At 70.0% G+C, this 26,404-nt stretch carries 20 protein-coding genes; 12 read left to right on the top strand and 8 right to left on the bottom strand.

Annotation, left to right across the window (positions count from 1 at the left end; translation table 11 throughout):
- Positions 1-27: 27 nt before the first annotated feature.
- On the bottom strand, positions 28-2,562 hold the full coding sequence (locus DACI_RS24265; RefSeq protein WP_012206604.1) for a penicillin acylase family protein: 2,535 nt from the start codon (positions 2,560-2,562) through the stop codon (positions 28-30).
- 185 nt (positions 2,563-2,747) lie between these two features.
- Here DACI_RS24265 and DACI_RS24270 point away from each other — a divergent pair, with 185 nt between their 5' ends.
- Positions 2,748-3,128, top strand: a complete 381-nt coding sequence (locus DACI_RS24270) for a hypothetical protein (protein ID WP_012206605.1) — start codon at positions 2,748-2,750, stop codon at positions 3,126-3,128.
- Between the two features lie 153 nt (positions 3,129-3,281).
- Here DACI_RS24270 and DACI_RS24275 read toward each other — a convergent pair whose 3' ends face one another.
- From DACI_RS24275 to DACI_RS24290, 4 genes are all read right to left on the bottom strand, one after another.
- Positions 3,282-4,031, bottom strand: coding sequence for a sterol desaturase family protein (locus tag DACI_RS24275; protein ID WP_012206606.1), 750 nt, complete (start codon positions 4,029-4,031; stop codon positions 3,282-3,284).
- 19 nt (positions 4,032-4,050) lie between these two features.
- Positions 4,051-5,043 carry an LD-carboxypeptidase gene (locus tag DACI_RS24280; RefSeq protein ID WP_013801556.1) on the bottom strand — a complete coding sequence of 331 codons (993 nt, stop codon included), beginning with the start codon at positions 5,041-5,043 and terminating at the stop codon, positions 4,051-4,053.
- Between the two features lie 310 nt (positions 5,044-5,353).
- On the bottom strand, positions 5,354-6,781 hold the full coding sequence (gene tadA / locus DACI_RS24285) for a tRNA adenosine(34) deaminase TadA (RefSeq protein WP_012206608.1): 1,428 nt from the start codon (positions 6,779-6,781) through the stop codon (positions 5,354-5,356).
- Positions 6,750-8,018, bottom strand: a complete 1,269-nt coding sequence (locus DACI_RS24290; protein WP_012206609.1) for a branched-chain amino acid ABC transporter substrate-binding protein — start codon at positions 8,016-8,018, stop codon at positions 6,750-6,752. The genes tadA and DACI_RS24290 overlap by 32 nt, the downstream gene beginning before the upstream one ends.
- A 503-nt stretch (positions 8,019-8,521) precedes the next feature.
- Between DACI_RS24290 and DACI_RS24295 the strand changes: the two genes are divergently transcribed.
- The gene (locus DACI_RS24295; RefSeq protein ID WP_012206610.1) at positions 8,522-10,528 is read left to right on the top strand and encodes a peptidase U32 family protein; all 2,007 of its coding nucleotides are present in this window, start codon (positions 8,522-8,524) and stop codon (positions 10,526-10,528) included.
- Here the strand turns inward: DACI_RS24295 and DACI_RS24300 are convergent.
- A complete protein-coding gene (locus DACI_RS24300; RefSeq protein WP_012206611.1) occupies positions 10,492-10,773 on the bottom strand; it encodes a hypothetical protein in 282 nt (93 codons plus the stop codon). The genes DACI_RS24295 and DACI_RS24300 overlap by 37 nt on opposite strands.
- Before the next feature lie 10 nt (positions 10,774-10,783).
- On the bottom strand, positions 10,784-13,126 hold the full coding sequence (locus DACI_RS24305; RefSeq protein WP_012206612.1) for an FdhF/YdeP family oxidoreductase: 2,343 nt from the start codon (positions 13,124-13,126) through the stop codon (positions 10,784-10,786).
- Positions 13,127-13,254: 128 nt separating this feature from the next.
- Here DACI_RS24305 and DACI_RS24310 point away from each other — a divergent pair, with 128 nt between their 5' ends.
- Positions 13,255-13,713, top strand: a complete 459-nt coding sequence (locus tag DACI_RS24310) for a GNAT family N-acetyltransferase (RefSeq protein ID WP_012206613.1) — start codon at positions 13,255-13,257, stop codon at positions 13,711-13,713.
- Between the two features lie 12 nt (positions 13,714-13,725).
- Here the strand turns inward: DACI_RS24310 and DACI_RS24315 are convergent, their stop codons facing one another.
- Positions 13,726-16,500 (bottom strand): LuxR C-terminal-related transcriptional regulator, encoded by a 2,775-nt coding sequence (locus tag DACI_RS24315; RefSeq protein WP_012206614.1) that lies wholly within the window; start codon positions 16,498-16,500, stop codon positions 13,726-13,728.
- 182 nt (positions 16,501-16,682) lie between these two features.
- Between DACI_RS24315 and DACI_RS24320 the strand changes: the two genes are divergently transcribed.
- The 9 genes from DACI_RS24320 (at position 16,683) to DACI_RS24360 (ending at position 26,399) form a co-directional block, all read left to right on the top strand.
- Entirely contained in the window at positions 16,683-17,465 is a 783-nt protein-coding gene (locus DACI_RS24320; RefSeq protein WP_012206615.1) for an SDR family NAD(P)-dependent oxidoreductase, read from the top strand.
- Positions 17,466-17,598: 133 nt separating this feature from the next.
- The gene (locus DACI_RS24325) at positions 17,599-18,783 is read left to right on the top strand and encodes an acetyl-CoA C-acetyltransferase (protein WP_012206616.1); all 1,185 of its coding nucleotides are present in this window, start codon (positions 17,599-17,601) and stop codon (positions 18,781-18,783) included.
- Positions 18,784-18,852: 69 nt separating this feature from the next.
- Positions 18,853-19,677 carry an ABC transporter ATP-binding protein gene (locus DACI_RS24330; protein ID WP_012206617.1) on the top strand — a complete coding sequence of 275 codons (825 nt, stop codon included), beginning with the start codon at positions 18,853-18,855 and terminating at the stop codon, positions 19,675-19,677.
- Positions 19,661-20,386, top strand: coding sequence for an ABC transporter ATP-binding protein (locus DACI_RS24335; RefSeq protein WP_012206618.1), 726 nt, complete (start codon positions 19,661-19,663; stop codon positions 20,384-20,386). Before DACI_RS24330 ends, DACI_RS24335 begins: the two co-directional genes overlap by 17 nt.
- 5 nt (positions 20,387-20,391) lie before the next feature.
- Positions 20,392-21,264: a branched-chain amino acid ABC transporter permease gene (locus tag DACI_RS24340; RefSeq protein ID WP_012206619.1), complete on the top strand. Its 873-nt coding sequence runs from the start codon at positions 20,392-20,394 to the stop codon at positions 21,262-21,264.
- Positions 21,265-21,441: 177 nt separating this feature from the next.
- Positions 21,442-22,470, top strand: coding sequence for a branched-chain amino acid ABC transporter permease (locus DACI_RS24345; RefSeq protein ID WP_013801544.1), 1,029 nt, complete (start codon positions 21,442-21,444; stop codon positions 22,468-22,470).
- A gap of 29 nt (positions 22,471-22,499) precedes the next feature.
- Positions 22,500-23,357, top strand: a complete 858-nt coding sequence (locus DACI_RS24350) for an enoyl-CoA hydratase-related protein (RefSeq protein ID WP_012206621.1) — start codon at positions 22,500-22,502, stop codon at positions 23,355-23,357.
- Between the two features lie 143 nt (positions 23,358-23,500).
- Positions 23,501-24,709, top strand: a complete 1,209-nt coding sequence (locus DACI_RS24355) for an ABC transporter substrate-binding protein (RefSeq protein ID WP_043782469.1) — start codon at positions 23,501-23,503, stop codon at positions 24,707-24,709.
- Positions 24,710-24,743: 34 nt separating this feature from the next.
- Positions 24,744-26,399: a long-chain-fatty-acid--CoA ligase gene (locus DACI_RS24360; protein WP_012206623.1), complete on the top strand. Its 1,656-nt coding sequence runs from the start codon at positions 24,744-24,746 to the stop codon at positions 26,397-26,399.
- Positions 26,400-26,404: the final 5 nt, after the last annotated feature.

Here is a 26,404-nt window from a genome sequence, read left to right on the forward strand (position 1 = left end):
CTGCAGCCTAATGCAACCTACTGCAACCTACTGCGGCCGCAGCATCATGGAATGGCGCCAGCGCGCGGGCGCCATCTGCAGCGGCCGGTAGCGGCCGTCGGCCCATTCGGCAGACATGTCCGCATAGCGGCTGGACAGGGCCACGCCGCTTTGTCCGGTCTGGTAGATGAACAGCGAGCGCTCGGGCTCGGCCAGGTCGTAGATGGCGCGCAGCGATGCCGCATGGCGGTTGGCGAACGGCGCCCTGGCATCACCGGGCAGGTACTGTCCCACGTTGACGGTGTAGCTGTCACCGCCCGAAGGCACGCTGACATTGAAGATGCCCGCCAGCAGCCCCACGCTGCCCAGCGGCCGATGGCTGCTCAGGGCCGCATGCGCCGTGCCCCAGCGCCAGCGGCCCAGGACGCTGCCCTGCATGGACTGCAGGCGCACCAGCGCCCGGTCCAGCGCCTGGCTGACCTGGGCACTGCAGCCTGCAGCCGCGCACCACCAGCCGTCGCGGCGTTCCAGCATGCCTTCGATGCCTGCGCGGTAGTCGCGCTTGCCATAGGTGGCCGCAAAGGTCTGGGCGCCAATGCGCGGGATCACCAGGCCGCGCGTCAGTTCGTCCACCCAGGCGGCAAAGATCAGGGGCGCGGCCTGCGCGGCATCCATGCGGCCGTCGAACTGCGCCATCACCCGGCGCGCCTGCGGGGCCAGCGGATGTGTGGCCGGCGCTTCGTCCAGGGCCTTGAGCATTTGCGGCAGCAGGGCGCGGGCGGCCAGCGAGGTCTGGTCGTTCTGGATGGAGGCCATGCTGACCATGTCGTGCCTGTCCTTCGCCTCGATGAGCTCGGAGATGCGGCGGTGCCGGTACGGCAGGCTCCAGTCCTGGGTGAGGAAGTGGGCATAGCCCTCGCGCGTGATGCGCTGGTTGGCGGTGGCCAGATAGCCCAGCGCCGTTCCATCGTCCTGCGGTGCCTGGTCGTAGGGCAGCCAGCCCTGCCAGTCGTAGCGTGCCTCCCAGCCCGGTGCGGGCGCCACGCCGCGCAGGTCGTTGTCGGCCGCCCGCAGCGGCACCCGGCCTGCGGCCTTGAAGCCGATGGCGCCATGCACATCGGCCGCGACGATGCTCTGCATGGGCGAGTGGTAGTCGGCAAAGGCCTCGAACAGCTGGGCCACGCTGCGCGCCTCGTTGGCCCGCAGGCCCGCCTGCACGGTGAGGTTGTCGGTGTCCAGCGCGGCCCAGCGCAGGGCCACGGCGTAGCGGCGCTTGTCGAGCACGGCCTCGTACTGGGGCTGCACATCGCTGATCACAGGGCCGTGGCGCGTGCTGCGCAGCGTGAGCTGCACATCGGCCCGGCCCTTGACCCTGATGCGCTCGCTGCGCTCGGTGAAAGGCGCCCAGCCGTCCGGCGTGCGGTAGCGGCCCGGGTTGCCTGGATCGATCTGCTCCAGGTACAGATCCTGCACATCGGGATTCGTGTTGGTAAAGCCCCAGGCCACCTCGCGCGTGCGCCCCAGCACCACGAAGGGCAGGCCCGGCAGGGTGGCCCCCACCACGTCGATGGGCGACAGCGGCGTGCCGTCCTGCGCCTGGCCGGCGGGCGACTGCAGGCGCGCGTAGTACCAGATGGCGGGCGCGCTCAGGCCCAGATGGGGATCGTTGGCCAGCAGCGGCTTGCCGCTGGCCGTGCGGCTGCCCGACAGCACCCAGTTGTTGCTGCCCTTGCCGTCGTTGGTGCCCGCATCGCGCACCATGTCGCGGGACCAGCGGGCCCAGGCATCGCTCGCCTCGCCGGCGGCAGCCACCTTGGGCGCAGACGCAGTCTGTGCCTCCTGGCGGTACACGCCCAGACCTCGGTAGAGGGCCGCAAGGTCGGTGGAGGTGGCCGGCGCCTCGCCGGGATAAGGCGGCATCAGCTGCCACAGCTGCTGTGTGTCCAGTTGCGAGAGCGCGGCCAGCCGCGCGAATTCGTTGCCCCAGTTGCCGCCCAGGTCCAGCGCCATCATCAGCGCCCAGCCCACGCTGTCCTCGGGCGCCCAGGCCGAGTTGTCGCCGCCGCCCGGCGACGTGTCCAGCAGCATGAACTCGGGCACCTGCGGGTGCTGGCGCATGGGCAGGGCCGCGTAAAAGGCCGCGATGCCTTCGCTGTAGGCCTGCAGCGCCTCGCGCGCGTTGGCGGGCAGGGATGCGTACTGGCGCCGCGCCGCGCCGCGTATGTCCAGCGCGCGCATGAGCTTGTCGGTGTCCAGCGTGGCCGGCCCGAGGATCTCGGACAGCGTGCCGTGCATCAGGCGGCGGTTGAACTCCAGCTGCCAGCCGCGCTCCTGTGCATGCACATGGCCCAGGGCACGCCACAGGTCCTGCGGCGAGAAGGCGCTGATATGGGTGATGTCGGCATCATCGCGCCGCACGCGCACGGGCTGCTCCAGCCCGGCCAGCGTGAGCTGTCCGTCAAGCACCGGCTGCACGCGCACGGCATAGATGGCCAGCGCGCTGCCGGCCAGCAGGGCCGAGCCGACCACCGCCACGGCGCCCACACCCCACCACCGCGAGTTCAGGATTCGCATGATTCCCATTCTTTTCCCCACCCTCTGCTTTTTTCGTATCGTAGTGTTGCAGTTTGTAGCATATGCGCGCGCGACATGCTCACATTGCTCACGACAGAAAGCCGCGCCTGCAGGGCGCAGGCTTCAGGCGACAATCACTGCCGGCCCTGCGCGCATGGATGCAGGGCAACCGACAGAAACAGGAAGTACGTGGAATGTGGCCTTTCAGCCTCTTGAAGAAGCTCACCCAGGACCCGCCCGTGGGCCAGCCCCGTGGTGACTACATCGGCTGCTACCTGCTGGGCACCGAGGCGCCGGGCCAGGCCGGCGTCAGCTATGTCTCGCTGGCCACCACGCGCGAGCAGCTGGAGGCCGACGCCCGCGCCTACCTTGAAGGCTTCGTGCGCGACCACCCCGAAGCGGCCGACACCGACCTGTCCGCCATCCGCTCCCTGCTGGAGAACCTGCCCCAGCGCCTGGACGCCCACCTGTCCGGCGACACGCGCGTGCCGCTGGCCGAGCAAGGCGGCACCGTGCTCTTCCTGCGCACCGGCATGCGCGCCCGCCGCAAGGAAAACGGCCGGTATCTCGAATAGCAGTCAGCCCCCACCGCCACCGTACAGAGCCTCAAAAACTGGCGCGGCCAAGAACAAGGGACAGCGAGCAAGGGCCTACGCCGGCCGCGCCGCCCCGCAGCGAGGCTGTAGTCCCCCCCCCGGCGAAGCGAGAGGGGGAAGGCGCGCAGCGCCTCAGGGGGAGTTCTGCTTGTGCACGTCTTGCCAGCGCAGCATGTCGGTCACGCGCTCGGCCTTGTCGGCATCGAAGCCCAGGCGCTCCACCCGCTCGGCCGGATTGGCCCAGGTGCCGAACAGCAGGTCCCAGACAGGCAGGCCGTAGTTCTGCGCATGGTGGCCGTACTGGTGGTGCACGGTGTGCATCTCGGGCCGCTGCACGATGTATCCCAGCCAGCGCGGCGTGCGGATGTCGGCATGCAGGAACAGGTCGAACGCCCCCGTGAGGCCGATGGCGAAGGCAGCCGCCAGCGGGCTGGCCCCCAGCACCCAGTAGCTGGACAGCGCGCTCAGCAGCACGGCGGCGGCCGTGTCCATGGGATGGGCGAAAAACGCCGTGAGCGCCTCCACACGCGGCGCGCTGTGGTGCAGCTGGTGGAACAGGCGCCACAGCGTGTCCGACCGGTGCGTGGCGCGGTGCCACCAGTAAAAGACAAAGCTGGTCAGCACAAAGCTCAGCGCGCCCACGGCCCAGGCCGGCCATTGCCGGCCCACGTCCAGCAACGCATGGCGGCGGATGCTGTCCGAGAACAGATGGCCTACCGCCAAGGTGGTGGCCAGCGTGCCCAGGCCCAGCAGCGTGGACAGCAGCAGCCAGCGCCGGTCGCAATGGTTGCGCGAGGCCGGCGCGATCACCTCGCGCGTGAAGATGCCGACGAACATCAGCGCCAGCAGCGGGTAGGCCGCGAACTCCCACATCTGCAGCATGCCGTCCGCTCCCTTGCGCTCAGTGCACGTGGCCCCAGTAGATCAGCGCATCGCGCCCTTCGACCGACAGCGACACGGGCGCGCCCACGGGCAGCATCACCTTGGTCGGCACATGGCCGTAGGGCAGGCCCTGCAGCACGGGGCACTTGACCTGGCTGCGCAGCCAGTCGATCACGGTCTGCAGCTTGAAGCCCTTGTCATGCGAGCTGAGCTTGAACTCGCTGAACTGGCCGAACACGATGGCCTTTTGCTGGGCCAGCACGCCGGCATGCAGCAGCTGGGTCAGCATGCGTTCCACGCGGTAGGGATGCTCACCCACGTCTTCCAGGAACAGGATGCCGCCCTTGATCTGCGGGAAGTACGGCGTGCCCAGCAGGGAGACCAGCACGGCCAGGTTGCCGCCCCACAGCGTGGCGCCGCCGCTGATGTAGAAATCCTTGACGGCAGGCTTGCCGTCTTCGCGCAGGCCGATCTTCGGCATCTGCCAGCCCGCGCCCTCGCCCTGGCCGCTGAGCAGGTCGTTGAAGCAGTCCAGCATGATGTCGTCCACGCCGCCCTCATCGTCGGGGCGGCCGAAGTCGTGCACCAGCAGCGGGCCGGCCCAGGTGGTGGCGCCGGTCCTGGCCAGCAGGGCCAGCGACAGCGCCGTGAAGTCGCTCAGGCCCACGAAGCGCGTGCCGCCTGCGATGGCCTTGGCCACGGCCTTGTACTTGATGCCCGGCAGGATGCGCGTGAGGCCGTAGCCGCCGCGCGTGGGCAGCGCCAGGTCGGCACCGCTGGCCGCTGCGCGCTCGATGGCCGCCAGGCGCGTGGCGTCGTCGCCTGCAAAGCGCTGGTGGCTGCTCAACGCGTCGGCATCGATCTCCACCTGGTGACCCATGGCCTCCAGGCGGCGCACGCCGCGCTTGAAGCCGGCCTTGTCGCGCACGGCTCCGGCGGGCGAGTAGATATAGATGTGGCGCGGACCCTGGTCATGCGCATGGCCGCAGCAGCTGCCGTCGGCGGCATGCACATGGCCGTGATCGTGGCTGTGGGCAGCGCCATGATCATGTGGATGTTCGTGCCCATGGGCACAGCAGGTGCCGTCGGCGGAATGCACATGTTCGTGCGCGTGATCAACGGGTGCGGGGGCGGCAGCGGCTGCCTTTTTGCGGGGCGTGCCGGGCGTGCTGGGTGTGCCGGGCGTGCTGGAAGAGCGGGAACTGCGCGAAGTGGCCAAGGTGGTTCCATGCCGGCCCTGGCCGGCATGCTCCATATTGCAAGGGGAGTGAAGACGGGGCACTGCCGCTGCGCAGCCCCGGCAAGGGGCCGGCGGCGCAGGCCTACGGGCGGAAGTATTCCACAGCGTCGGCCACCATGCCGGCAGCGCACAGGGGAACCCAATGGCCGCACGGGGATAGGCGCAGCTGCGCTGGCGGCAGCTGTGGCAGCGCCTGCAGCCAGGCATGGCGCCATGCGGGCGCAGGCATCAGCGCATCGTGCTCGCCGCCCTGGACCCACAGGCGCTGCTGTTGGCTCCACTGCACCAGCAACTCCATCGGCAGGGCCGGCATTTCGGCCTGCACCCGGGGCCATGCCTGCAGCGCGGCGCGGTGGCCGGGTTGGGAAAACGGCAGGTTCCAGGCCTGCGGCTGTGCACCGGCCTCCTCACCCGCCTCGTGCATGGCGCGGCCCACGGGCCATGACGGCTTGCGCGCCGCCTGCGCAAACCATTGCACGCAGGCATCGGGCGCCGGGCCTGCGGGCCAGGCATTCATGAGCCAGGCGCCGCAAAAACGTGCGGGCTCGGCCTGCGCCACGGCCAGCCCCAGGCGCGCGCCATCGTCATGGCCGACCAGCACGACGCTCCGCAGGTCCAGCGCCAGCACCAGCTCGCGCAGCACTTGCACATGCCAGGCCGCGCTGTGCGCCTTCTCCTTCTTGGGCTGGTCGCTGCGGCCAAAGCCAGGCAGGTCGGGGACCACCACGCGATGGCCGGCCTGGAGCCAGCCGGGCAGCATGGGCTGGAACAGCTGGCCCCATGAGGGGCTGCCGTGCAGGCACAGCCAGGTCAGCGGTGCATCATGCGGTCCTTCATCGACCACGGCCAGGCGCAGGCCTGCCAGCGCCGGCAGATCGCTGCGCCACTGCGGCTGGGCAAAGCCGCCGAAGGTGGAATCCGCATGGCGCAGCGCCGTGTCCTTGAGCGGATGCGGCTGGGCCGCGCGCTGCTCGGCGCGGCGCGTGCGAAAGAAGTCCGACATCAGGGCCGCGCATTCGCCGGCCAGCACGCCGCGCGTCACCTGCGTGTGGTGGTTGATCTGCGGCAGCGCAAACACGTCCAGCACCGATCCGGCCGCGCCCGTGCGCGGCTCGGCCGCGCCATAGACCACGCGGCCCAGGCGCGCATGCAGCATGGCGCCGCTGCACATGGTGCAGGGCTCCAGGGTCACGTAGAGCGTGCAATCGTCCAACCGGTAGTTGCCCAGGCGCGCGGCCGCGTCGCGCAGCGCCAGCACCTCGGCATGGGCCGTGGGGTCGCCCTGGGCCACGGGCGCATTGCGGCCCTGGCCGACGATGGCGCCGTCCTTGACGATGACGGCGCCCACGGGCACCTCGCCCGCCTGGGCGGCGGCGCGCGCCAGCTCCAGGGCGGCGCGCATCCAGGCCTCGTCGTCGGCCTGCGGCAGTGGACGGTGCTCGGCAGTCAAGGTGTCACGGTGTCCGGGCGACTGGGGGTCAGGGAAGCGGCTTGCGCACGCCCTGCGCATAGTGGTAGAGCGTGACGACCGGCGCCTGCAGCTCGCCCTGGGGCGTGAAGGCAATCGGCGCCGTCACGCCGTCATGCCGGGTCTGGCGCAGATAGGGGATATAGGCATCGGGCCGGATGGAGTCGGCCCGCAGCATGGCCTGGGCCAGCACCATGGTGGCGTCGTAGGCGTAGGGGCTGAAGACCTGGTACTGGTCGGGAAAGCGCTGGTCGTAGCGCTGCTTCCAGGCAGCGCCGCCCGGCATGCGCTCCAGCGGGCTGCCGCCCACGGCGCAGGTCACATTGCGCAGCGGGGACGTGTTGCCGGCCAGCTCGGGCAGGCGCAGCGTGCACAGGCCGTCGCCGCCCAGCAGGCGCACCTTGTCCATGGCCAGCTGGGCCATCTGCCTGAGCATGGGGCCGGCCTGGGCGTCCAGGCCGCCGAAGAAGATGGCGTCCGGCTTCTTGCCCTTGATGGCGGTGAGGATGGGCACGAAGTCGGTGGCCTTGTCGCCGGTGAACTGCTTGTCCACGATCTCGATGCCCTGCTCGCGCGCCTCGGCCTCGAACAGCGCCACGATGCCCTGGCCGTAGGCCGAGCGGTCATCGATGATGGCCGCGCGCTTGACGCCCAGCTTGCCCACGGCGTGCGCGACCAGCGCATCGACCATGGCGCGGTCGTCGGCGATCACGCGGTAGGTGGTGTCGTAGCCCGCCTGGGTGATGGCCGGGTTGCTGGCTGCGGGCGTGACCATGACGATGCCGCAGTCGTGGTAGATGGATGTGGCCGGCAGCGTGGTGCCCGACTGCAGGTGGCCGACCACGGCCGCCACCTTCTTGTCGCACAGGCGCCGGGCCAGGGCCACGGCCTGGCCGGGGTCGCCGCCATCGTCGCCGGCCTCCAGCTTCCAGCGCAACTTGCGCCCGCCGATCTCCAGCCCCTTGGCGTTGAGATCGTCCAGGGCCATGCGCACGCCGTTTTCCTCATCCTTGCCCAGGCTGGCGATGGGGCCGGACACCGGCCCCGCATGGGCAATGCGCACCACCAGGGGCGCATCGGCTGTACCGGGAGCAGCAGGTGCAGCGGGTGCAGCGGGCGCAGCGGCCGTACCGGGTACAGCCGCCGCAGCGGAAGCCCCTGCCGACTGCCCGTTGGCCGGGCCGCTTCCCGGCAGCGCCCAGGCCAGGCCGCCGCTGCCCAGCAGGGTGCACAGCAGGGCCGGGCCGGCCCACGGGAAATGGCGAATCGAGGCGTGCATGGCAACTCCTGGAAAAAACGGTCAATCTGTGAAACAGGCGCCCTGGCAAACGAAATCCGCTGCGGCGTGGCCCACTCGGGCGCTGCCCGGCCGGGCAAGGCCTGGCGCAGAAAGCGCGCGTCAGGCCCGGGGCGGGGCAGGCACGGGCCGGGGTATCCGGCATGGCGGCCCGGCCTGTGCAGTGCGCATCCTAAAGGATAGGCAAAAACCGGCGCCGCCCGCCAGGGCATCGGGCGCATACCCCCTGGCGCGCGTTTTTTCGGGGCTGCGGCGATAATGCTGCGCCTCACCGCAAGCGGGCTGCGAGGTTTTCGTCGCCGGACCGCCCCAAGAGTGGGGGCCTTTTTTTGTCGCCGGGCCGCCCCAAGACAAAAAGCGGCCCCCTTGGGGGGCAGCGGACCTTGCGCAGCAAGGGTAGCGTGGGGGCCAGTTTCCCCCGCATTGCGCCCGACGCCCGGCCCCCACGCCGGTGCGGGTACGAACACAGAACACCACAAAGCCCCATGTCCCTCCTGCCCCACCAGCTCGAACTCCTGTCACCCGCGCGCGATGCCGACATCGGCATCGAGGCCGTGAACCATGGCGCCGACGCCGTCTACATCGGCGGCCCCGCCTTCGGCGCGCGCGCCACGGCAGGCAACGACATCCGCGACCTGCAGCGGCTGATCAACCACGCGCACCGCTTCGGCAGCCGCATCTTCATCACGCTCAACACCATCCTGCGCGACGATGAACTCGAGGCCGCGCGCAAGATGGCCTGGCAGATCTACGAGGCCGGTGCCGACGCGCTGATCATCCAGGACATGGGACTGCTGGAGCTGGACCTGCCACCCATCCAGCTGCACGCCAGCACCCAGACCGACATCCGCACGCCCGAGAAGGCGCGCTTTCTGCAGGACGCCGGCCTGTCGCAGATCGTCGTTGCGCGCGAGCTGGACCTGCAGCAGATCGCCGCCGTGCGCGCGGCCACCGACCCGGCGCGCACCACCATCGAATTCTTCGTGCACGGCGCGCTGTGCGTGGCCTACTCGGGCCAGTGCTACATCACCCACGCCCACACGGGCCGCAGCGCCAACCGCGGCGACTGCAACCAGGCCTGCCGCCTGCCCTACGAGGTGCTGGACGCGAGCGGCCGCATCATCGCCCACGAAAAGCACGTGCTGTCCATGAAGGACAACAACCAGAGCGACAACCTGCGCGCCCTGATCGACGCCGGCGTGCGCAGCTTCAAGATCGAGGGCCGCTACAAGGACATGGGCTACGTGAAGAACATCACGGCCCACTACCGCAAGCTGCTGGACGAAATCATCGAGGAGCGCGAGTTCTCCGACACGCCCCTGGCGCGCTCATCCTCGGGCAGCACCACGTTCAGCTTCACGCCCGACCCCGACCAGAACTTCAACCGCGAGTTCACCGACTACTTCGTCAACGGCCGCAAGGAAGACATCGGCGCCTTCGACACGCCCAAGACGCCGGGCCGCGCGATCGGCTGGGTCACCAAGGTGGGCGAGAACTTCGTGGAGATCGAGACCTCGAGCCGCGACACCGAACTGCACAACGGCGACGGCCTGTGCTACTACGACCTGCAAAAGGAACTGGTGGGCCTGCAGATCAACCGCGCCGAATCGGTGGATGCGAAGAAGTCGCTGTGGCGCCTGTTCCCCAAGGACCCCATCGCCGGCTTCAAGGACCTGCGCAAGGGCCTGGAGGTCAACCGCAACCGCGACATGGCCTGGGTGCGCACGCTGGACAAGAAGTCCAGCGACCGCCGCATCGGCCTGTGGGCCGAACTCAAGGAAACGCCTGACGGCTTTGCGCTCACGCTGACCGACGAGGACGGCTTCACTGCCACCGCCGCCATCGCGCAGGAACACCAGGCCGCCACCGACGCAGCCCGTGCCGAGGCCACGCTGCGCGAGCAACTGGGCCGCTTCGGCGCCACCATCTTCTCCGTGCATGACATCGGCCTGCAGCTGAGCCAGCCCTGGTTCGTGCCGGCCTCGGCCCTGAACCAGCTGCGCCGCGACGCCGTCGCCGCGCTGGAGGCCGCGCGCCAGGCCGGCTTCGTGCGCCTGCCGCGCGCCCTGCCCGTGGAGCCGCCCGTGCCCTTCCCCGAGGACACGCTGACCTATCTGGCCAACGTCTACAACCAGAAGGCACACGACTTCTACATCAAGCACGGCGTCAAGGTCATGGACGCGGCCTACGAGAGCAAGGAAGAAGAAGGCGAAGTCAGCCTGATGATCACCAAGCATTGCGTGCGCTTTTCCATGAGCCTGTGCCCCAAGCAGGCCAAGGGCGTGATCGGCGTCAAGGGCACCATCAAGGCCGAGCCGCTGCAGCTGATCAACGGCAAGGAAAAACTCACGCTGCGCTTCGACTGCAAGCCCTGCGAGATGCACGTGGTCGGCAAGATGAAGCGCGCGGTGATCAACCAGCACGCCAAGGAAATGCAGGAGTTTCCGATGCAGTTCTACCGCACGCGGCCCGTGCCCTCGGCCAGCGCCTGACAGGCTTCGGCCTCCACCCACAAGCGCCCGCGCTCCGTCAGGGCCGCCAGCCACCGCCCCTCTTCCTGCTCCAGCCTGACCCAGCCCGGCCCCGGTGTGCCGGCAATGGGCGCATCGCCCATCAGCGCAAGGCAGCGCATGAGCACGCTGGCGCCCTGCCCCAGTCGCTTGCCCAGCCTGGGCAGGGACATGGGTGCGGGCTCGGTGGCCAATTCGCGCAGGATGGCGGCGGCCAGTTCTTCCATGCCTTGCACTTCAGGCCGCCATTTCTTCCAGCGCGGGAGATGGCACGGCAGGCAGCCTGTGCGCCACCAGCTGCACGGGAATGGACTTGGAGCTGGGCGTGCCCGCCACTATCGCCGTGGCTGACAGCGGCACCAGCGGATTGGTCTCCGGATAGTAGGCAGCGATGCAGCCGCGCGGAATGTCGTAGGCCACGAGCCTGAAGCGCTCGGCGCTGCGCTGCTGGCCGTCATCCCACACCGTCTGCAGGTCCACCCAGTCGCCATTCTTCATGCCCAGGGCGCGGATGTCCTCGGCATGGATGAAGACCACGCGGCGCTGTCCGAAGACGCCGCGGTAGCGGTCGTCCATGCCGTAGATGGTGGTGTTGTACTGATCGTGCGAGCGCGTGGTGAACAGCGTGAACACCGGCGATGCGCCGGGGCTGCGCGCGGCGCGCGCGCGGTGCACGGGCGTGTCGCGCGGCACGGCGTGCACGAAGAAGCCGGCCTTGCCCCGGGGCGTCTCCCAGATGCGCTCGCTCGCCGCATTGCGCAGCTTGAAGCCGCCCGGCACGGCCACGCGCGCGTTGAAGTCGTGGAAGTCGTCGAAGACCTGCTCGATCAGCTCGCGTATGCGCACATAGTCGCCGGCCAGCTCCAGCCAGGGCACGGGCCGCTGCACGCCCAGCGTGGCGGCGGCCAGGCGCGCGACGATGGCGATCTCGCTGAGCAGGTGCTCCGACGCAGGCGGGTTGATGCCGCTGGAGATATGGACCATGCCCATGGAGTCCTCCACCGTCACGCCCTGCGGCCCGGTGGCCTGCATGTCGATCTCGGTGCGGCCCAGGCAGGGCAGGATCAGCGCCTCGCGGCCGTGCACCAGATGGCTGCGGTTGAGCTTGGTGGTCACATGCACGGTCAGGTCGCAGCGGCGCAGCGCCTGCCAGGTGGCATGCGTGTCGGGCGTGGCCGCCGCGAAGTTGCCGCCCAGCGCAAAGAAGACCTTGCCCCGGCCCTCGAGCATGAGGCGTATGGACTCGACCACGTCCACGCCGTTGGCGCGCGGCGGCTCGAAGCCGAAGACCTGCTGCAGCCGGTCCAGCAGCGCGGCCGGCGGCTTCTCCCAGATGCCCATGCTGCGGTCGCCCTGCACATTGCTGTGGCCGCGCACCGGGCAGGCGCCCGCGCCGGGGCGGCCGATGTTGCCGCGCAGCAGCAGCAGGTTGACCAGCATCTGCACGGCGGCCACCGAATGCATGTGCTGCGTGATGCCCATGCCCCAGCAGACGATGGTGCTGCGGGCGGCGATGTAGACGTCGGCCGCCGTCTGCATCTGCGCGCGGCTCAGGCCGGACTCGGCCTCCAGCAGGCCCCAGTCCTCGGCACGCAGGTCCTCGGCCAGGGCCTCGAAGCCGGTCGTGTGTTCGGCGATGAAGGCATGGTCCAGCACGCCGCCGCACCCGTGCCCCAGTGCATCGTCCTGCGCGATCACATGCTTCATGATGCCCTTGACGGCCGCGATGTCGCCGCCCACGCGCAGTTGGAAGTAGTGCGTGCTGATGGGCGTGGCGCCCAGGGTGGCCATCTCCAGCTTGCTTTGCGGGTCCTGGAAGCGCTCCAGCCCGCGCTCGCGCAGCGGGTTGAAGCTCAGGATGCGCGCGCCGCGCTTGTGGGCTGCGCGCAGCTCGCCCAGCATGCGCGGGTGGTTGGTGCCGGGGTTCTGGCCGAAGATGAAGATGGCATCGGCCTGCTCGAAATCGGCCAGTTGCACCGTGCCCTTGCCCACGCCGATCTGGGGCTTCATACCGCTGCCGCTGGGCTCGTGGCACATGTTGGAGCAGTCGGGGAAATTGTTCGTGCCGTAGGCGCGCACGAACAGCTGGTAGAGAAAGGCCGCCTCGTTGCTGGCGCGGCCCGAGGTGTAGAAGATGGCCTGGTTCGGGTCGGGCAGCGCGTTCAGGTGGCGGGCGATCAGTGCAAAGGCGCTGTCCCAGTCGATGGGCCGGTATTGGTCGCTGGCCGCGTCGTACACCATGGGCTCGGTGAGCCGGCCCTGGTCCTCCAGCCAGAAATCGCTTTGCGCCACGAGCTCGGCCACCGTGTGCCGGGCAAAGAACTCGGGGGTCACGCGGCGCGCCGTGGCCTCGGCCGCCACGGCCTTGGCGCCGTTCTCGCAGAACTCGAAGGTGGAATGGTGGTTGCGGTCGGGCCAGGCGCAGCCCGGGCAGTCGAAGCCGTCGGGCTGGTTGGCCGACAGCAGCGTCTTGGCGCCCTTGACGGCGATATCCTGGCGCATCAGGGCCTGGCTCACGCTGCGCAATGCGCCCCAGCCGCCAGCGGCCCCCTTGTAGAACTCGATCTTTTGTTCGGACATGGGCCGAGAGTGTTCCGCCTGTCCATGATCCAGGTCAAATCACATCTCCAAATGGAGAGATTCAGCAAAGATATGAGCACGGCATCCTTGCCCTGCGCCATGCTGGCAACCTCAGCCCTGCACCACCGATGAACTCCACAGCCATACACACCGCCATCCCCGAAGACGCCGCGCTGATCGCGCCGCTGTTCGATGCCTACCGCCAGTTCTACGAGCAACCTGCGGATGCCGACGCGGCGCTGGCCTTCATCACGGCGCGGCTGGAGCGCGGCGAATCCGTCATCCTGCTGGCCCGCCGACCGGACGGCAGTGCCCTGGGCTTTTGCCAGCTCTATCCCTCGTTCTGCTCGGTGCTGGCCGCGCCCATCTACGTGCTCTACGACCTCTTCGTGGCGCCCGATGCGCGCCGCCTGGGCGTGGGCCGCGCCCTGCTGCTGGCGGCCGAAGCCCATGCACGCGCCACGGGCCATGCACGCATGGACCTGACCACGGCCCGCAACAACCTGCGCGCCCAGGCGCTGTACGAGTCGCTGGGCTGGGTGCGTGACGAAGTGTTCCTGACCTATGCGCGCCATCTGCAGGCTTGAGCCGCCAGCGGCCTAGCGCAGAACCCGCAGCTCCCGCGCCAGCGCCACGGCCTGGGTGCGGCTGCGCGCGCCCAGCTTGAGGTTGATGCTGCGCAGGTGGGTGCGCACCGTGCTGTCCGAGACGAAGAGCTTCTCGGCCATGGCCGCATTGGAGTAGCCCGAGGCCAGCAGCTCCAGCACGCGCAGCTCCTTGCGGGTCAGGGGCTCGGCAAGCGCCGTGGCCGGCACCGGGCCCTGGGGCGCATCCGCTGCCTGCAGCTCGGGGGGATCGGCGGGCTCGGCAGGCTCGCCCAGGGCAGACAGCAGCCGCTGCGCATGGGCGGCCGCCTCCGGCTCCGCCGCTTCGGTGCGGCGCGTCAGTGAAGGCGTCTGTGAAAGCGACAGTGAAGGCGACAGCACGCGCTGCAGCACGGGCGCGAGCAGCGGCCCCTCATCGAGCATCAGGCGCACAAAGCCTTCGCTGGCACCGTGGCGCAGCGGCTGGGCCAGCATGGCGGCTGCGGCGTCCATGTCGCCGCAGCCCGCCTCGGCCAGCGCGCACAGCACCTGCAGCTTGAGGCTGCGGTGGCGGCGCCCGCGCAGTTGCGCATCGGCCAGCAAGGGGGCGATGGCATCGCGCACGGCACGGCAGTCGCCAAAGTGCAGCCCCCAGCGCAGCCGGGCGATGGCGATGTCCTCCACCTCGTGCGGCGGCAGGCGCAGGCGTTCCACGCGCGGCCATACGCCGGGATCGTCGGCACGCTCCAGCGCCTCGGACGCGGCGGCCCGGTTGCCCTGCAGCACGAAGATGCGCGCATGCTCCAGCCGCGCGCTGGCCGTCACGCGGGGCAGCTGGCGTTCATGCCCCAGGTACTCCAGTTCGGTCAGCAGGCCGAAGGCCGCATCCACATCGCCGCGCACGAAGGCAATGCGCGCACGCATGCGGTAGCTGGAGATCACATGGTCGGGCAGGCCCACGTCGCGGGCCAGCGGCAGGTAGACGTTGAGCAGGTGGTCGGCGCCGTCGAGGTCGTTGGTCTCGTAGAGCACGCCGGCATGCAGCACGCCGGCCCAGGCATTGCCGTTGGTGGGGTTGTAGGAGGCGCTGCGCGGTGTGGCGGCCAGCGCCACGCGAAAGCGCGATGCCGCCTGCCGCAGCCGCCCGCCCGACAGGTCCAGCACGCCCTCCATGGCCTCGGTGTACATGCGGCTGAACAGGCTGCCGGCCTGGGTGCTGCGCGCCGCGTCCAGCAGGCGGTGGGCCTCCTCGGCATCGCCCAGCACCGACACCACGTAGGCCATGGCATTGGTCAGCGAGCTGTCTGCAAACGGCCGGCAGCTGGGCAGGCAGGCCAGCGCCTGGCGGCCCAGGGGCGCCGCCTCTTCCACGCGGTCCATCATGGCCAGCAGCAGCGGCTGCAGGGCCATGACCAGCGCCTGCGCGGCGGGGTCTGCGGCCATGCGGGGCCGCAAGGCGTCCAGCCGCTGCTGCGCCTGCCAGGGGCCGCGCGTGAAGCAGTCGGCATAGGCGGCCACGGCCTGCAGCAGCGGCTCGCGCGCCATCAGCGGTGCCGGCATGGCCGAGAACCAGCGCGACAGCAGGCGCATGCGGCCCTGCTCCATCAGCGCCTCGGCATGGCGCGCCAGCAGGGACAGGGCATGCGGCAGGTCGCCGCCTTCCAGCGCATGCTCGATGGCGGGCACGGGCCGGCCGCAGGATTCGTACCAGCCGCTGGCCGCCAGGTGAAGGCGCGTCAATTCACCGGGCTGCTCGCGCAGCAGCTGTGCGCGCAGGAAGTCGGCAAACATGCTGTGGTAGCGCCAGCTGTGCCCGCCCTGGCCACCCTGCGCCTCGTCGGCCAGCGGCACCAGGAACAGGTGGGCCTGCTCCAGCGCCTGCAGCATGGCGGCGCCGTCGGCGCGCGGCACCAGGGCCTGGCAGACCTGGGCATCCAGCGTGCGCAGGATGCTGGTGCGCAGCAGGAAGTCGCGCACGGACGCGGGCTGCTGGGCCAGCACATCCTCGGCCAGGTAGTCGGCCACGGCGCGCTCCGAGCCCGAGAAACGCTCGATGAAATCGCTGTGCGGGCCATGGCGCTCCAGCGCCAGCGAGGCCAGCCACAGCGCGCCTATCCAGCCTTCGGTCTTGTCCAGCAGCCGCGCCAGGGCCTCGCGCGGCAGCGGGCAGCCGCGCAGGCGAAAGAACTCCTCGGCCTCGCCCACGGAAAAGCGCAGCAGCGCCGCATCGATCTCCAGCAACTGGCCACTGGTGCGCAGCCGCCCCAGTCCCAGGGCCGGTAGCGCGCGCGAGCCTATGACCAGGCGCCCGCGCTCGGGCAGCTGCTCCATGAGCTGGCGCACCAGGCCGAGCACGGCATCGTTGTGCAGCACCTCGAAATCATCGATGAACAGCGCAAAGGAGCGGCCCTCGCCGGCCAGCGCATGCAGGGCCTGGGACAACTCGCCGGCGCCTTGCGACGGCCCCACCCCCAGGGTGCGCACGGCCGCGCCCAGGCACTGCAGAAAGCGTGAGACATCGTTGTCGGCGGCATCCAGCGTCAGCCACGCCGTGGCCTGGCCCTCGGCCTGCAGGCGCTCGCGCATCTGGCGCATGGCCGTGGTCTTGCCGAAGCCGGCAGGGGCGCGCACCAGCACCACGCGGGCGCGCAAGGCCTCGGGCCAGCGCGCGGCAACGGCCAGCCGGGCCACCTGGGCGGCAGCGGCGCGCGGCGGGCTCAGCTTGGCCTGCGGCACGTAGCCGGAACCCGGACCGGGGCCGGAGGAAGGGGTGGGCGCTGGGGGCTGCATGCAGGCAGGAGGCACTGTGAAGGGGTGAGGCACCGGGCACTTTCGTCGGTTTCGACGATGGCGGCAAGACGGGGCGATTCCTAGACTTGGAGGCAGATCATAGGTGGCGGACCGCCGCCTGTCCCGATCCAAGGCGACAGGCAACGGCGCGCCGCCAACGCACCAACCAAGGAGACCTTCACATGCAGCTTGACGCAAGCATCAGCGCCGTCGTCACGGGCGGGGCATCGGGCCTGGGCGCGGCCACCGCGCGCCGCCTGGCCGCCAAAGGCGTGCGCGTTGCCCTGTTCGACCTCAACGAGACGGCCGGGCAGGCGCTGGCGCGCGAGACAGGCGGCCTGTTCTGCCGCGTGGACGTGACCGACGAGGCCAGCGTGGACGCGGGCTTTGCCCAGGCGCGCGCGGCCCATGGGCAGGAGCGCATCCTGGTCAACTGCGCAGGCACGGGCAATGCCGTCAAGACCGCCAGCCGCGACAAGGCTACGGGCGAGATCCGGCACCTGCCCGTGGCCAATTTCGACCGCATCATCCAGATCAACCTGGTGGGCACCTTCCGCTGCATCGCCAAGTCGGCGGCGGGCATGCTCACGCTGCAGCCGCTGGCCGACGGCGAGCGCGGCGCCATCGTGAACACCGCCTCGGTGGCGGCGCAGGACGGGCAGATGGGCCAGGCCAGCTACTCGGCCAGCAAGGCCGGCATCACGGGCATGACCCTGCCCATTGCGCGCGACCTCATGGGCGAGGGCATCCGCGTGAACACCATCCTGCCCGGCATCTTCGACACCCCGCTGCTGCAGGGCGCGCCCGACAACGTGAAGGCCGCGCTGGCCGCCTCCGTGCCCTTTCCCAAGCGGCTGGGCCAGCCCGACGAATACGCCCACCTGGCCGAGACCATGATCACCAACGGCTACTTCAACGGCGAGTGCGTGCGCCTGGACGGTGCCATCCGCATGGCGCCGCGCTAGGCGTACAGCCCAGGCCTCACGGCAGGCACCGTCCCCGCGTTTTCCCTGGCCGGAATCGTCGCTTGCGACGATGCCCGGCCCGCGCCGGCCGGGCCACCATCCCCCCAGGAATACAGGAACAGGAGACATATCCATGGCACAGGCATACATCGTTGCCGCCACGCGCACGGCGGGCGGCAAGCGCGGCGGAAAGCTCTCGGGCTGGCATCCGGCCGATCTCGCGGCCCAGGTGCTGGACGAGCTGGTGCGCCGCAGCCAGGCCGACCCGGCCCAGGTCGAGGACGTGATCATGGGCTGCGTCAGCCAGGTCGGCCAGCAGGCGACGAACGTGGCGCGCAACGCGGTGCTGGCCTCGTCCCTGCCCGAGTCCGTGCCGGGCACCACGGTGGACCGGCAGTGCGGGTCGTCCCAGCAGGCACTGCATTTCGCGGCCCAGGCCGTGATGTCGGGCAGCATGGACATGGTGATCGCCGCGGGCGTGGAGAGCATGTCGCGCGTGCCCATGGGCACGCCCAACGCCCTGCCCGCCAAGGCCGGCCTGGGCGTCTACATGAGCCCGGCCATGCAGCAGCGCTACCCGGGCGTGGAGTTCAGCCAGTTCATGGGCGCCGAGATGATGGCCGGCAAGTACGGCCTGGCCAAGGACCAGCTGGACGCCTATGCGCTGCAAAGCCATGAGCGCGCCGTGCAGGCCGCGCGCGAGGGCCGCTTCGACCGCGAGATCCTGGCCGTGCAGGCGCGCAGCGCCGAAGGCGGTGCCGAGGGCGAAGGCCAGCCGCACACGGTGGACGAAGGCATACGCTTCAATGCCACGCTGGAGGGCATTGCCGGCGTCAAGACCATCCGCGAGGGCGGCTGCGTGACGGCGGCCACGGCCAGCCAGATCTGCGATGGCGCCAGCGGCGTCATGGTGGTCAGCGAGCGCGGCCTCAAGGCCCTGGGCGTGCAGCCGCTGGCGCGCATCCACCACATGAGCCTGCTGGGGCATGACCCCGTGATCATGCTGGAGGCCCCCATCCCCGCCACCCAGGCCGCGCTGAAGAAGGCCGGCATGCGCATCTCCGACATCGACCTGTACGAAGTCAACGAGGCCTTCGCCCCCGTGCCCCTGGCCTGGCTGCAGGCCACGGGCGCCGATCCGGCGCGGCTCAACGTCAACGGCGGCGCCATTGCGCTGGGCCATCCGCTGGGCGCCTCGGGCACCAAGCTCATGGCCACGCTGATCCACGCCCTGCATGCGCGCGGCGGGCGCTACGGCCTGCAGACCATGTGCGAAGGCGGGGGCATGGCCAACGTCACCATCATCGAGCGTCTTTAGGCGCCGCCATGCCACCGTGCGACCGGCGCAGCCCGCGCCGGTCGCCCACCATCGGGGGGAGGGAAAGCCATGAGCCAGGACTCGCAGCCCCTGCTGCGCATCGAAGGCGTTTCGCTGCGCTTCGGCGGCATCGTCGCGCTGGACAGCGTGAGTTTCGATGTTGCGGCAGGCCAGATCTGCGGCCTCATCGGCCCCAACGGCGCAGGCAAGAGCAGCCTGTTCAACTGCCTGTCGCGGCTGTATGCCTGGCAGGCCGGCCGCATCCGCTTTCGCGGCCAGCCGCTGGCCACGCTGGCGCGCCACCGCATGGCCGCGCTGGGCATGGGCCGTACCTTCCAGAACCTGGCCCTGTTTTCCAGCATGACGGTGGCCGACAACGTGCGCCTGGGCACGCACAGCCACCAGCACGCCGGCTTTGTGCGCGATGCCCTGCGCCTGCCCGGCGTGCGCCGGCGCGAGGCAGAAGCCCGCGCCCAGGCGCAGTCGCTGATGGCCCTTCTGGAGCTGACGGGCGTGGCAGAGCGCCGTGTGGCCGACCTGCCCTTCGGCACGCAAAAGCGCGTGGAGCTGGCGCGCGCCCTGGCCTGCCGCCCGCAGTTGCTGCTGCTGGACGAGCCGGCCTGCGGCCTCAACCATGAGGAGCTGGCCGGCCTGGGCGACCTGATCCTGTCGCTGCGCGACCGGCTGGGGCTGACCGTGCTGCTGGTGGAGCACCACATGGGCCTGGTCATGCGCGTGAGCGACAAGGTCGTGGCGCTGAACTTCGGCCGCAAGATCGCCGAGGGCACGCCGGGCGAGGTTCGCGCCCATGCCGAAGTCATCCGCGCCTACCTGGGTTCGGACATGCAGCCGCAGGATCAGGACAGGGAGGTGGCGCATGCCGGCACTGCTTGAAATCCGCGGACTGCATGCGGCCTACGGGTCGGTGCGCGTGCTGGACGGCATCGACATGGACCTGGCCGAAGGCCGCGTCACGGCCCTGCTGGGCGCCAACGGCGCGGGCAAGACCACCACGCTGCGCGCCATCTGCCGCCATCTGGTGGACACGCGCGGCGAGGTGCGCCTGGCCGGCGAACGCATAGACCGGCACAGCACCGAGCGCATCGCGCGCCAGGGCGTGGGCCATGTGCCCGACGGGCGCGGCACCTTCGCCCAGCTCAGCGCCGAGGACAACCTGCGCCTGGGCGCGCAGGCCCGGCCCACGCGCGCTGCCCGTGCCGACGTGGGCGGCGATATGGAGCGCATGTTCGGCTACTTCCCCCGCCTGCGCGAGCGCCGCACCCAGCAGGCCGGCACGCTGTCGGGCGGCGAGCAGCAGATGCTGGCCATTGCCCGCGCCCTCATGGGCCGCCCGCGCCTGCTGCTGCTGGACGAGCCCTCCTTCGGGCTGGCGCCGCTGGTGGTGCGCGACATCTTCGGCATCCTGCGGCGCATCAACGCCGAGCAGGGCACGACCATCCTGCTGGTGGAGCAGAACGCGCGCCTGGCGCTGGAGCTGGCGCACAGCGCCTACCTGCTGGAGACCGGCCGCATCGTGCTGCACGGTCCCAGCGAAGCCATGCGCCGCAACGATGCGGTGCGCCAGGCCTATCTCGGGGAGTAGCGGCCATGGACGCCTTCATCCACCAGTTGCTGGCCGGCCTGGCCACGGGCGGTATCTACGCCACCGTGGCGCTGGCCCTGGTCATGATCTACCAGGCCACGCACCACATCAATTTCGCGCAGGGCGAGATGGCCATGTTCTCCACCTTCATCGCCTGGGCGCTGCTGCAGGCGGGGCTGCCGTACTGGTGGGCCTTCCTGGCTACGGTGGCGCTGTCCTTCGTGCTGGGCGCGGCCGTGGAGTTCGCCATCATCCGCCCCATGCACAAGGCGGCGGACCTGGCCCAGGTGGTGGTCTTCATCGGCCTGCTGATCGTCTTCCACAGCCTGGCCGGCTGGATCTTCGGCTACACCATCAAGGAGTTCCCCAGCCCGTTCCCGGCCGACGCCTGGTATGGCAGCGCCCTGATGTCGGCCCATGAGGTGGGCACCATCTTCGTGGCCCTGGCCATCGTGGCCCTGCTGTTTGCCTTCTTCCGGCTCACACCGCTGGGGCTGGCCATGCGCGCGGCCGCGCAGAACCCGGCCTCCTCGCGCCTGGTGGGCATCTCCGTGGGGCGCATGCTGATGCTGGGCTGGGGCCTGGCCGGCGCCATCGGCGCGGTGGCCGGGATGATGGTGGCGCCCGTGGTCTTCCTCGATCCGCACATGATGAGCGGCGTGCTGCTGTATGCCTTTGCGGGCGCGCTGCTGGGCGGCATCGACAGCCCCGCGGGCGCTGTGCTGGGCGGCTTCATCGTGGGCGTGCTTGAAAACCTGGTGGGCAGCTACGTGGTCGGCACCGAACTCAAGCTCTCGGTGGCCCTGGTGCTGATCGTGGGCGTGCTCATCGTGCGGCCGGCCGGGCTGATGGGCCGCAAGGTCGTCAGGAGGGTTTGAACAATGCCCCCCCTGAGCGGCTACGCCGCTTCCCGTTGCACGGCGCCCCCCTCTCTCGCTACGCGGGAGGGGGACGACACCCTCGCGGCAGCGCGGCGCGGCCGGCGTAGGCCCTTGCTCGGTGTCCCTCGCTTTTGGGCCACGCCAGTTTTGTGCCAAACGCCCTGGAGAACAATGATGTCCACACGATCCGCCTCCTCGTCTGACGCACTGGTCGCCGCCACCAGCGCGCGCCGCCCCCTGCCCCTGGGCACGGTACTGATCGCGGCGCTGGCGCTGGCGGCCTGCTCGCTGGTCTTCGTGGCCAAGGGCTACCAGCTGTTCCAGGCCACCATGGTGCTGGCCTATGCCGTGGCCCTGGTGGGGCTGAACATCCTCACGGGCTACAGCGGCCAGATCTCGCTGGGCCATGGCGCCTTCTTCGCCATAGGCGCCTATGCGGCCGGCATCCTGATGGACCGCGCGGGCCTGGCCTACTGGCTGGCCGTGCCTGCAGCGGGCCTGGTGAGCCTGGCGGCGGGCTACCTGTTCGGGCGGCCCGCGCTCAGGCTGGAAGGGCTGTACCTGGCGCTGGCCACCTTTGCGCTGGGCGTGGCCATGCCCCAGCTGCTCAAGTACCGCCACCTGGAGGCCTGGACGGGCGGCGTGGGCGGCATCGTGCTGACCAAGCCCGAGGCGCCCTGGGGCCTGCCGCTGGATGCCGACCAGTGGTTCTACCTCTATGCATTGGCCGTGGCGGCGCTGCTGTTCTGGATGGCGCGCAACCTCATAGACAGCGGCAGCGGCCTGGCGCTGCGCGCCATCCGCGACCACGCCATGGCGGCCGAGGCCATGGGCGTGGACAACGCGCACTGCAAGTCCATGGCCTTTGCGATTTCGGCCGGCTACACGGGCGTGGGCGGCGCGCTGTCGGCCATTGCCGTGCAGTTCGTGGCGCCCGACTCCTTCACCATGTTCCTGTCGATCTCGCTGCTGGTGGGCGTGGTGGTGGGCGGCGTGGGAACGCTGTGGGGCGCGCTGTTCGGCGCCCTGTTCATCATGTTCATCCCGGGGCTGGCCGAGCAGGTGTCCAAGGCCGCGCCCTGGGCCGTCTACGGCACCGTGCTCATCGTCTTCATGTTCGCCATGCCCGGCGGCGTGATGGGCCTGCTGCACCGGCTGGGCCGGCCGGGCCGGCGCCTGCCCCGGCAGCGGCCGCGTGCCTGACTTTCCATCCCCACCCACAGGAGTCCCCCATGAATTCCAGTCCGGCCGTCCGCATGGAACGCCACGGCGACAACGGCGACAGCGGCGAGATCGCCCTCATCGTCCTCCAGGATAGCGCCCGCATGAATCCGCTGGGCAGGCCCTTGCAGCTGCGTCTGCGCGAACTGCTGGCCGAGGTGCGCGAGGACACCACCCTCCGCGCCCTTGTGCTCACCGCCGAGGGCCGGGGCTTTTGCGTGGGCGCGGACCTGTCGTCCATGGGCGGCGCGCAAGGCGGGGCACAAGGCGGAGCCCAGGCCGATGGCCGCACGCTGGGCGCGCAGACGGCCGACAACATGCACCAGCTGTCCAACCGCCTCATCCTGGACCTGCAGCAGTTGCCCGTGCCCGTGGTCTGCGCCATCAACGGCGCGGCAGCCGGGGCCGGCGTGGGCCTGGCCCTGGCCGGCGATGTGGCGCTGGCGGCGCGCTCGGCCTACTTCTACCTGCCTTTCCTGCCGCGCCTGGGCATCGTGCCGGACCTGGGCACCACCTGGTTCATCGAGCGGCGGCTGGGCCGTGCGCGCGCCCTGGGCCTGTCCCTGCTGGGCGACAGGCTGGGCGCGCAGCAGGCCGCCGACTGGGGCCTGGTCTGGGCCTGCGTGGACGACGAGGCCCTGCGCGAGCAGGCCCTGGCCACGGCCGCCCGCCTGGCGCGGCTGCCGGCCGGTGCCGTGCTGGAAGCCCGCCGCGCGCTGGACCACGCAGCCGCTTCCACGCTGGAGCAGCAGCTTCACTACGAGGCTGAACGCCAGCGCGAGCTGGTGGGCGCGCCGGCCTTCATGGAAGGCGTGCAGGCCTTCATGCAAAAGCGCGAGCCCGTGTTCGCGCCCCGCCAGCCGGGCTGAGCGCCACACCTTCCCGACGCACCTTGCTGCGCCCGCACATGCATTCGTCGGAATCGACGATGGGCGCGCGCCGGGCCGGTTCCTACCATGGACCGGCCACCACAAGAAAAGCGGGCACGGCGCCCGCAAGCCAGGAGACCACCATGCGCAACCCCTTCGCCCGCGGCCCCCGCGCCCTGATCGCCTGCCTGGCGCTGGTCCTGCCGGCCGTCACCCCAGTGCCAGCCCAGGCCCAGAAGAAGTACGACACCGGCGCCAGCGACACCGAGATCCGCATCGGCAACTTCGTGCCCTACTCAGGTCCCGTGTCGGCCTATGGAACCATAGGCAAGACCCATGCGGCCTACTTCGCCAAGATCAACGCCGAGGGCGGCATCAACGGCCGCAAGATCACCTACCTCTCGGCCGACGACGCCTACAACCCCGCCCAGAGCGTGGAGCAGACGCGCAAGCTGGTCGAGCGCGACGGCGTGCTGCTGATGTTCGGCGCGCTGGGCACCTCGCACAACCAGGCCGTGCATCGCTACATGAACCAGCGCAAGGTGCCCCAGCTGTTCGTCTCCACGGGCGCCACGCGCTGGGGCGATCCGAAGAACTTCCCCTGGACCATGGGCTGGCAGCCCACCTACCAGCTCGAAGGCCGCACCTTCGCCCAGCACATCCTGGCCACGCGACCCCAGGCCAAGGTGGCCGTCCTGATGCAGAACGACGACTTCGGCAAGGACTACCTCAAGGGCGTGCTCGACGGCTTTGGCGAGCAGGCCAAGCAGCGCATCGTCGTGCAGCAGACCTACGAGGTCGGCGACCCCACGGTGGACAGCCAGATGGTGGCGCTCAAGGGCTCGGGGGCGGACACCTTCATCAACATCAGCACGCCCAAGTTCGCGGCCCAGTCCATACGCAAGGCCGCCGACATCGGCTGGAAGCCCGCGCACTACCTGGTCAGCGTCTCGCTGTCCATCAGCTCGGTGCTCAAGCCCGCGGGCCTGGACAACGCGCGCGGCGTGATGACGGCCAGCTACCTGCGCGAGCCCTCGGACCCCTCCAACCAGGGCACGCCCGAGCTGGCCGGCTACCTGGCCTTCATGAAGCAGTTCTACCCGGCCGGCGACCCCAACGATTCGCTCAACGTCATCGGCTACTCCCAGGCCCAGACCCTGGTACAGGTGCTCAGGCAGGCCGGCGACGAGCTCACGCGCGCCAACATCATGAAGCAGGCCGCCAGCCTGAAGATGGACCTGCCCATGCTCTACCCGGGCATCAGCCTGCAGACCGGTGGGGAGGATTTCTTCCCCATCAAGAAGATGCAGCTCGTGCGCTTCGATGGCAGCCGCTACGCGCCCGTGCAATGACCCCGGCCTTCAGGACAACGACAGGAGACACCCCATGCCCGCCTTGCAAGGACTGATGCAGGACCGCCCGCTCATGATCTCGTCGCTGATCGAGCATGCGGCGCGCTTTCATCCGCACACCGAGATCGTCTCGCGCCTGCCGGAAACCCGGGACGGTGGCCTGCACCGCACCGACTGGGCCGGCATGCGCCGCGCCTCCTGCCAGGTGGCCAACGCCCTGCAGTCGCTGGGCGTGCAGCCTGGCGAACGCGTGGGCACGCTGGCCTGGAACAGCTGGCGCCACCTGGCGCTGTACTTCGGCGTCTCGGGCAGCGGCGCGGTGCTGCACACCATCAACCCGCGCCTGTTTCCCGAGCAGATCGAATACATCGCCAACCATGCCGAGGACCGGGTGCTGTTCTTCGACGTGACCTTCGCGCCGCTGGTGGAAAAGCTCGCACCGCATCTGAAGACCGTCACCACCTATGTCTGCATGAGTTCGCGCGAGCACATGCCCGCGCTGGACCTGCCCGACCTGCACTGCTGGGACGAGCTGGTGGGCAACCAGAGCGAGGACTTCGACTGGCCCGAGTTCGACGAGCGCACGGCCTCCTCGCTGTGCTACACCTCGGGCACCACGGGCCACCCCAAGGGCGTGCTGTACTCGCACCGCTCCACCGTGCTGCACACGCTGATGGAGCTGGCGCCCGACACCTTCGGCCTGAACGCGAGCGAGACCGTGATGCTCATCGTGCCCATGTTCCATGCCAACGCCTGGGGCACACCCTATGCGGCGGCCATGGCCGGCGCACGGCTGGTGCTGCCCGGCCCCCACCTGGATGGCCAGAGCGTCTACGAGCTCATGCGCGACGAGAAGGTCACCTTCTCGCAGGGCGTGCCCACCGTGTGGCTGATGCTGTTCCAGTACCTGGATGCGCATCCCGACATCGACCCGCGCGCGCTGGGCGTCAAGAGCATAGGCATCGGCGGCGCGGCCGTGCCGCGCGCCATGCTGGAGCGCTTCGAGAACCAGTTCGGCGCCCAGGTCGTGCAGGGCTGGGGCATGACCGAGACCAGCCCCATCGGCGTGGTCAGCAAGCTGCTGCCCCGGCACGACGCGCTGTCGGGCGAGGAACTGGTCAAGGTCAAGCTCAAGCAGGGACGCGGCGTCTGGGGCGTGGACCTCAAGATCGTGGACGACGACGGCAGGCCCCAGCCCTGGGACGGCCAGGCCCGGGGACACCTGCGCGTGCGCGGCCCCTGGATCGCCAGCGGCTACTTCAAGGGCGAAGGCGGCTCGCCCGTCGATGAGGAAGGCTTCTTCACCACGGGCGACGTGGCCACCATCGATGCCGACGGATTCCTGCAGCTGGTGGACCGCGCCAAGGACGTGATCAAGTCGGGCGGCGAGTGGATCTCCTCCATCGACGTGGAGAACGCCGCCATGGGCCATCCCGGCGTGGCCGAGGCCGCCATCATCGGCGTGGCCCATCCCAAGTGGCAGGAGCGGCCGCTGCTGCTGGTGGTGCCGCGCGCAGGCCACAGCGTCAGCCGCGAGTCCATGCTCGATTTCCTGTCCACGCGCATCGCCAAATGGTGGCTGCCCGACGACGTGCTGCAGGTGGCCGAGCTGCCGCACACGGCCACCGGCAAGCTGCTGAAAACGAAGCTGCGCGAGCAGTACAAGAACCATCCACTGCCGACGGCCTGAAAGGA

Origin of the sequence: Delftia acidovorans SPH-1 (assembly GCF_000018665.1) — a bacterium.
Lineage (GTDB): Bacteria > Pseudomonadota > Gammaproteobacteria > Burkholderiales > Burkholderiaceae_C > Comamonas > Comamonas acidovorans.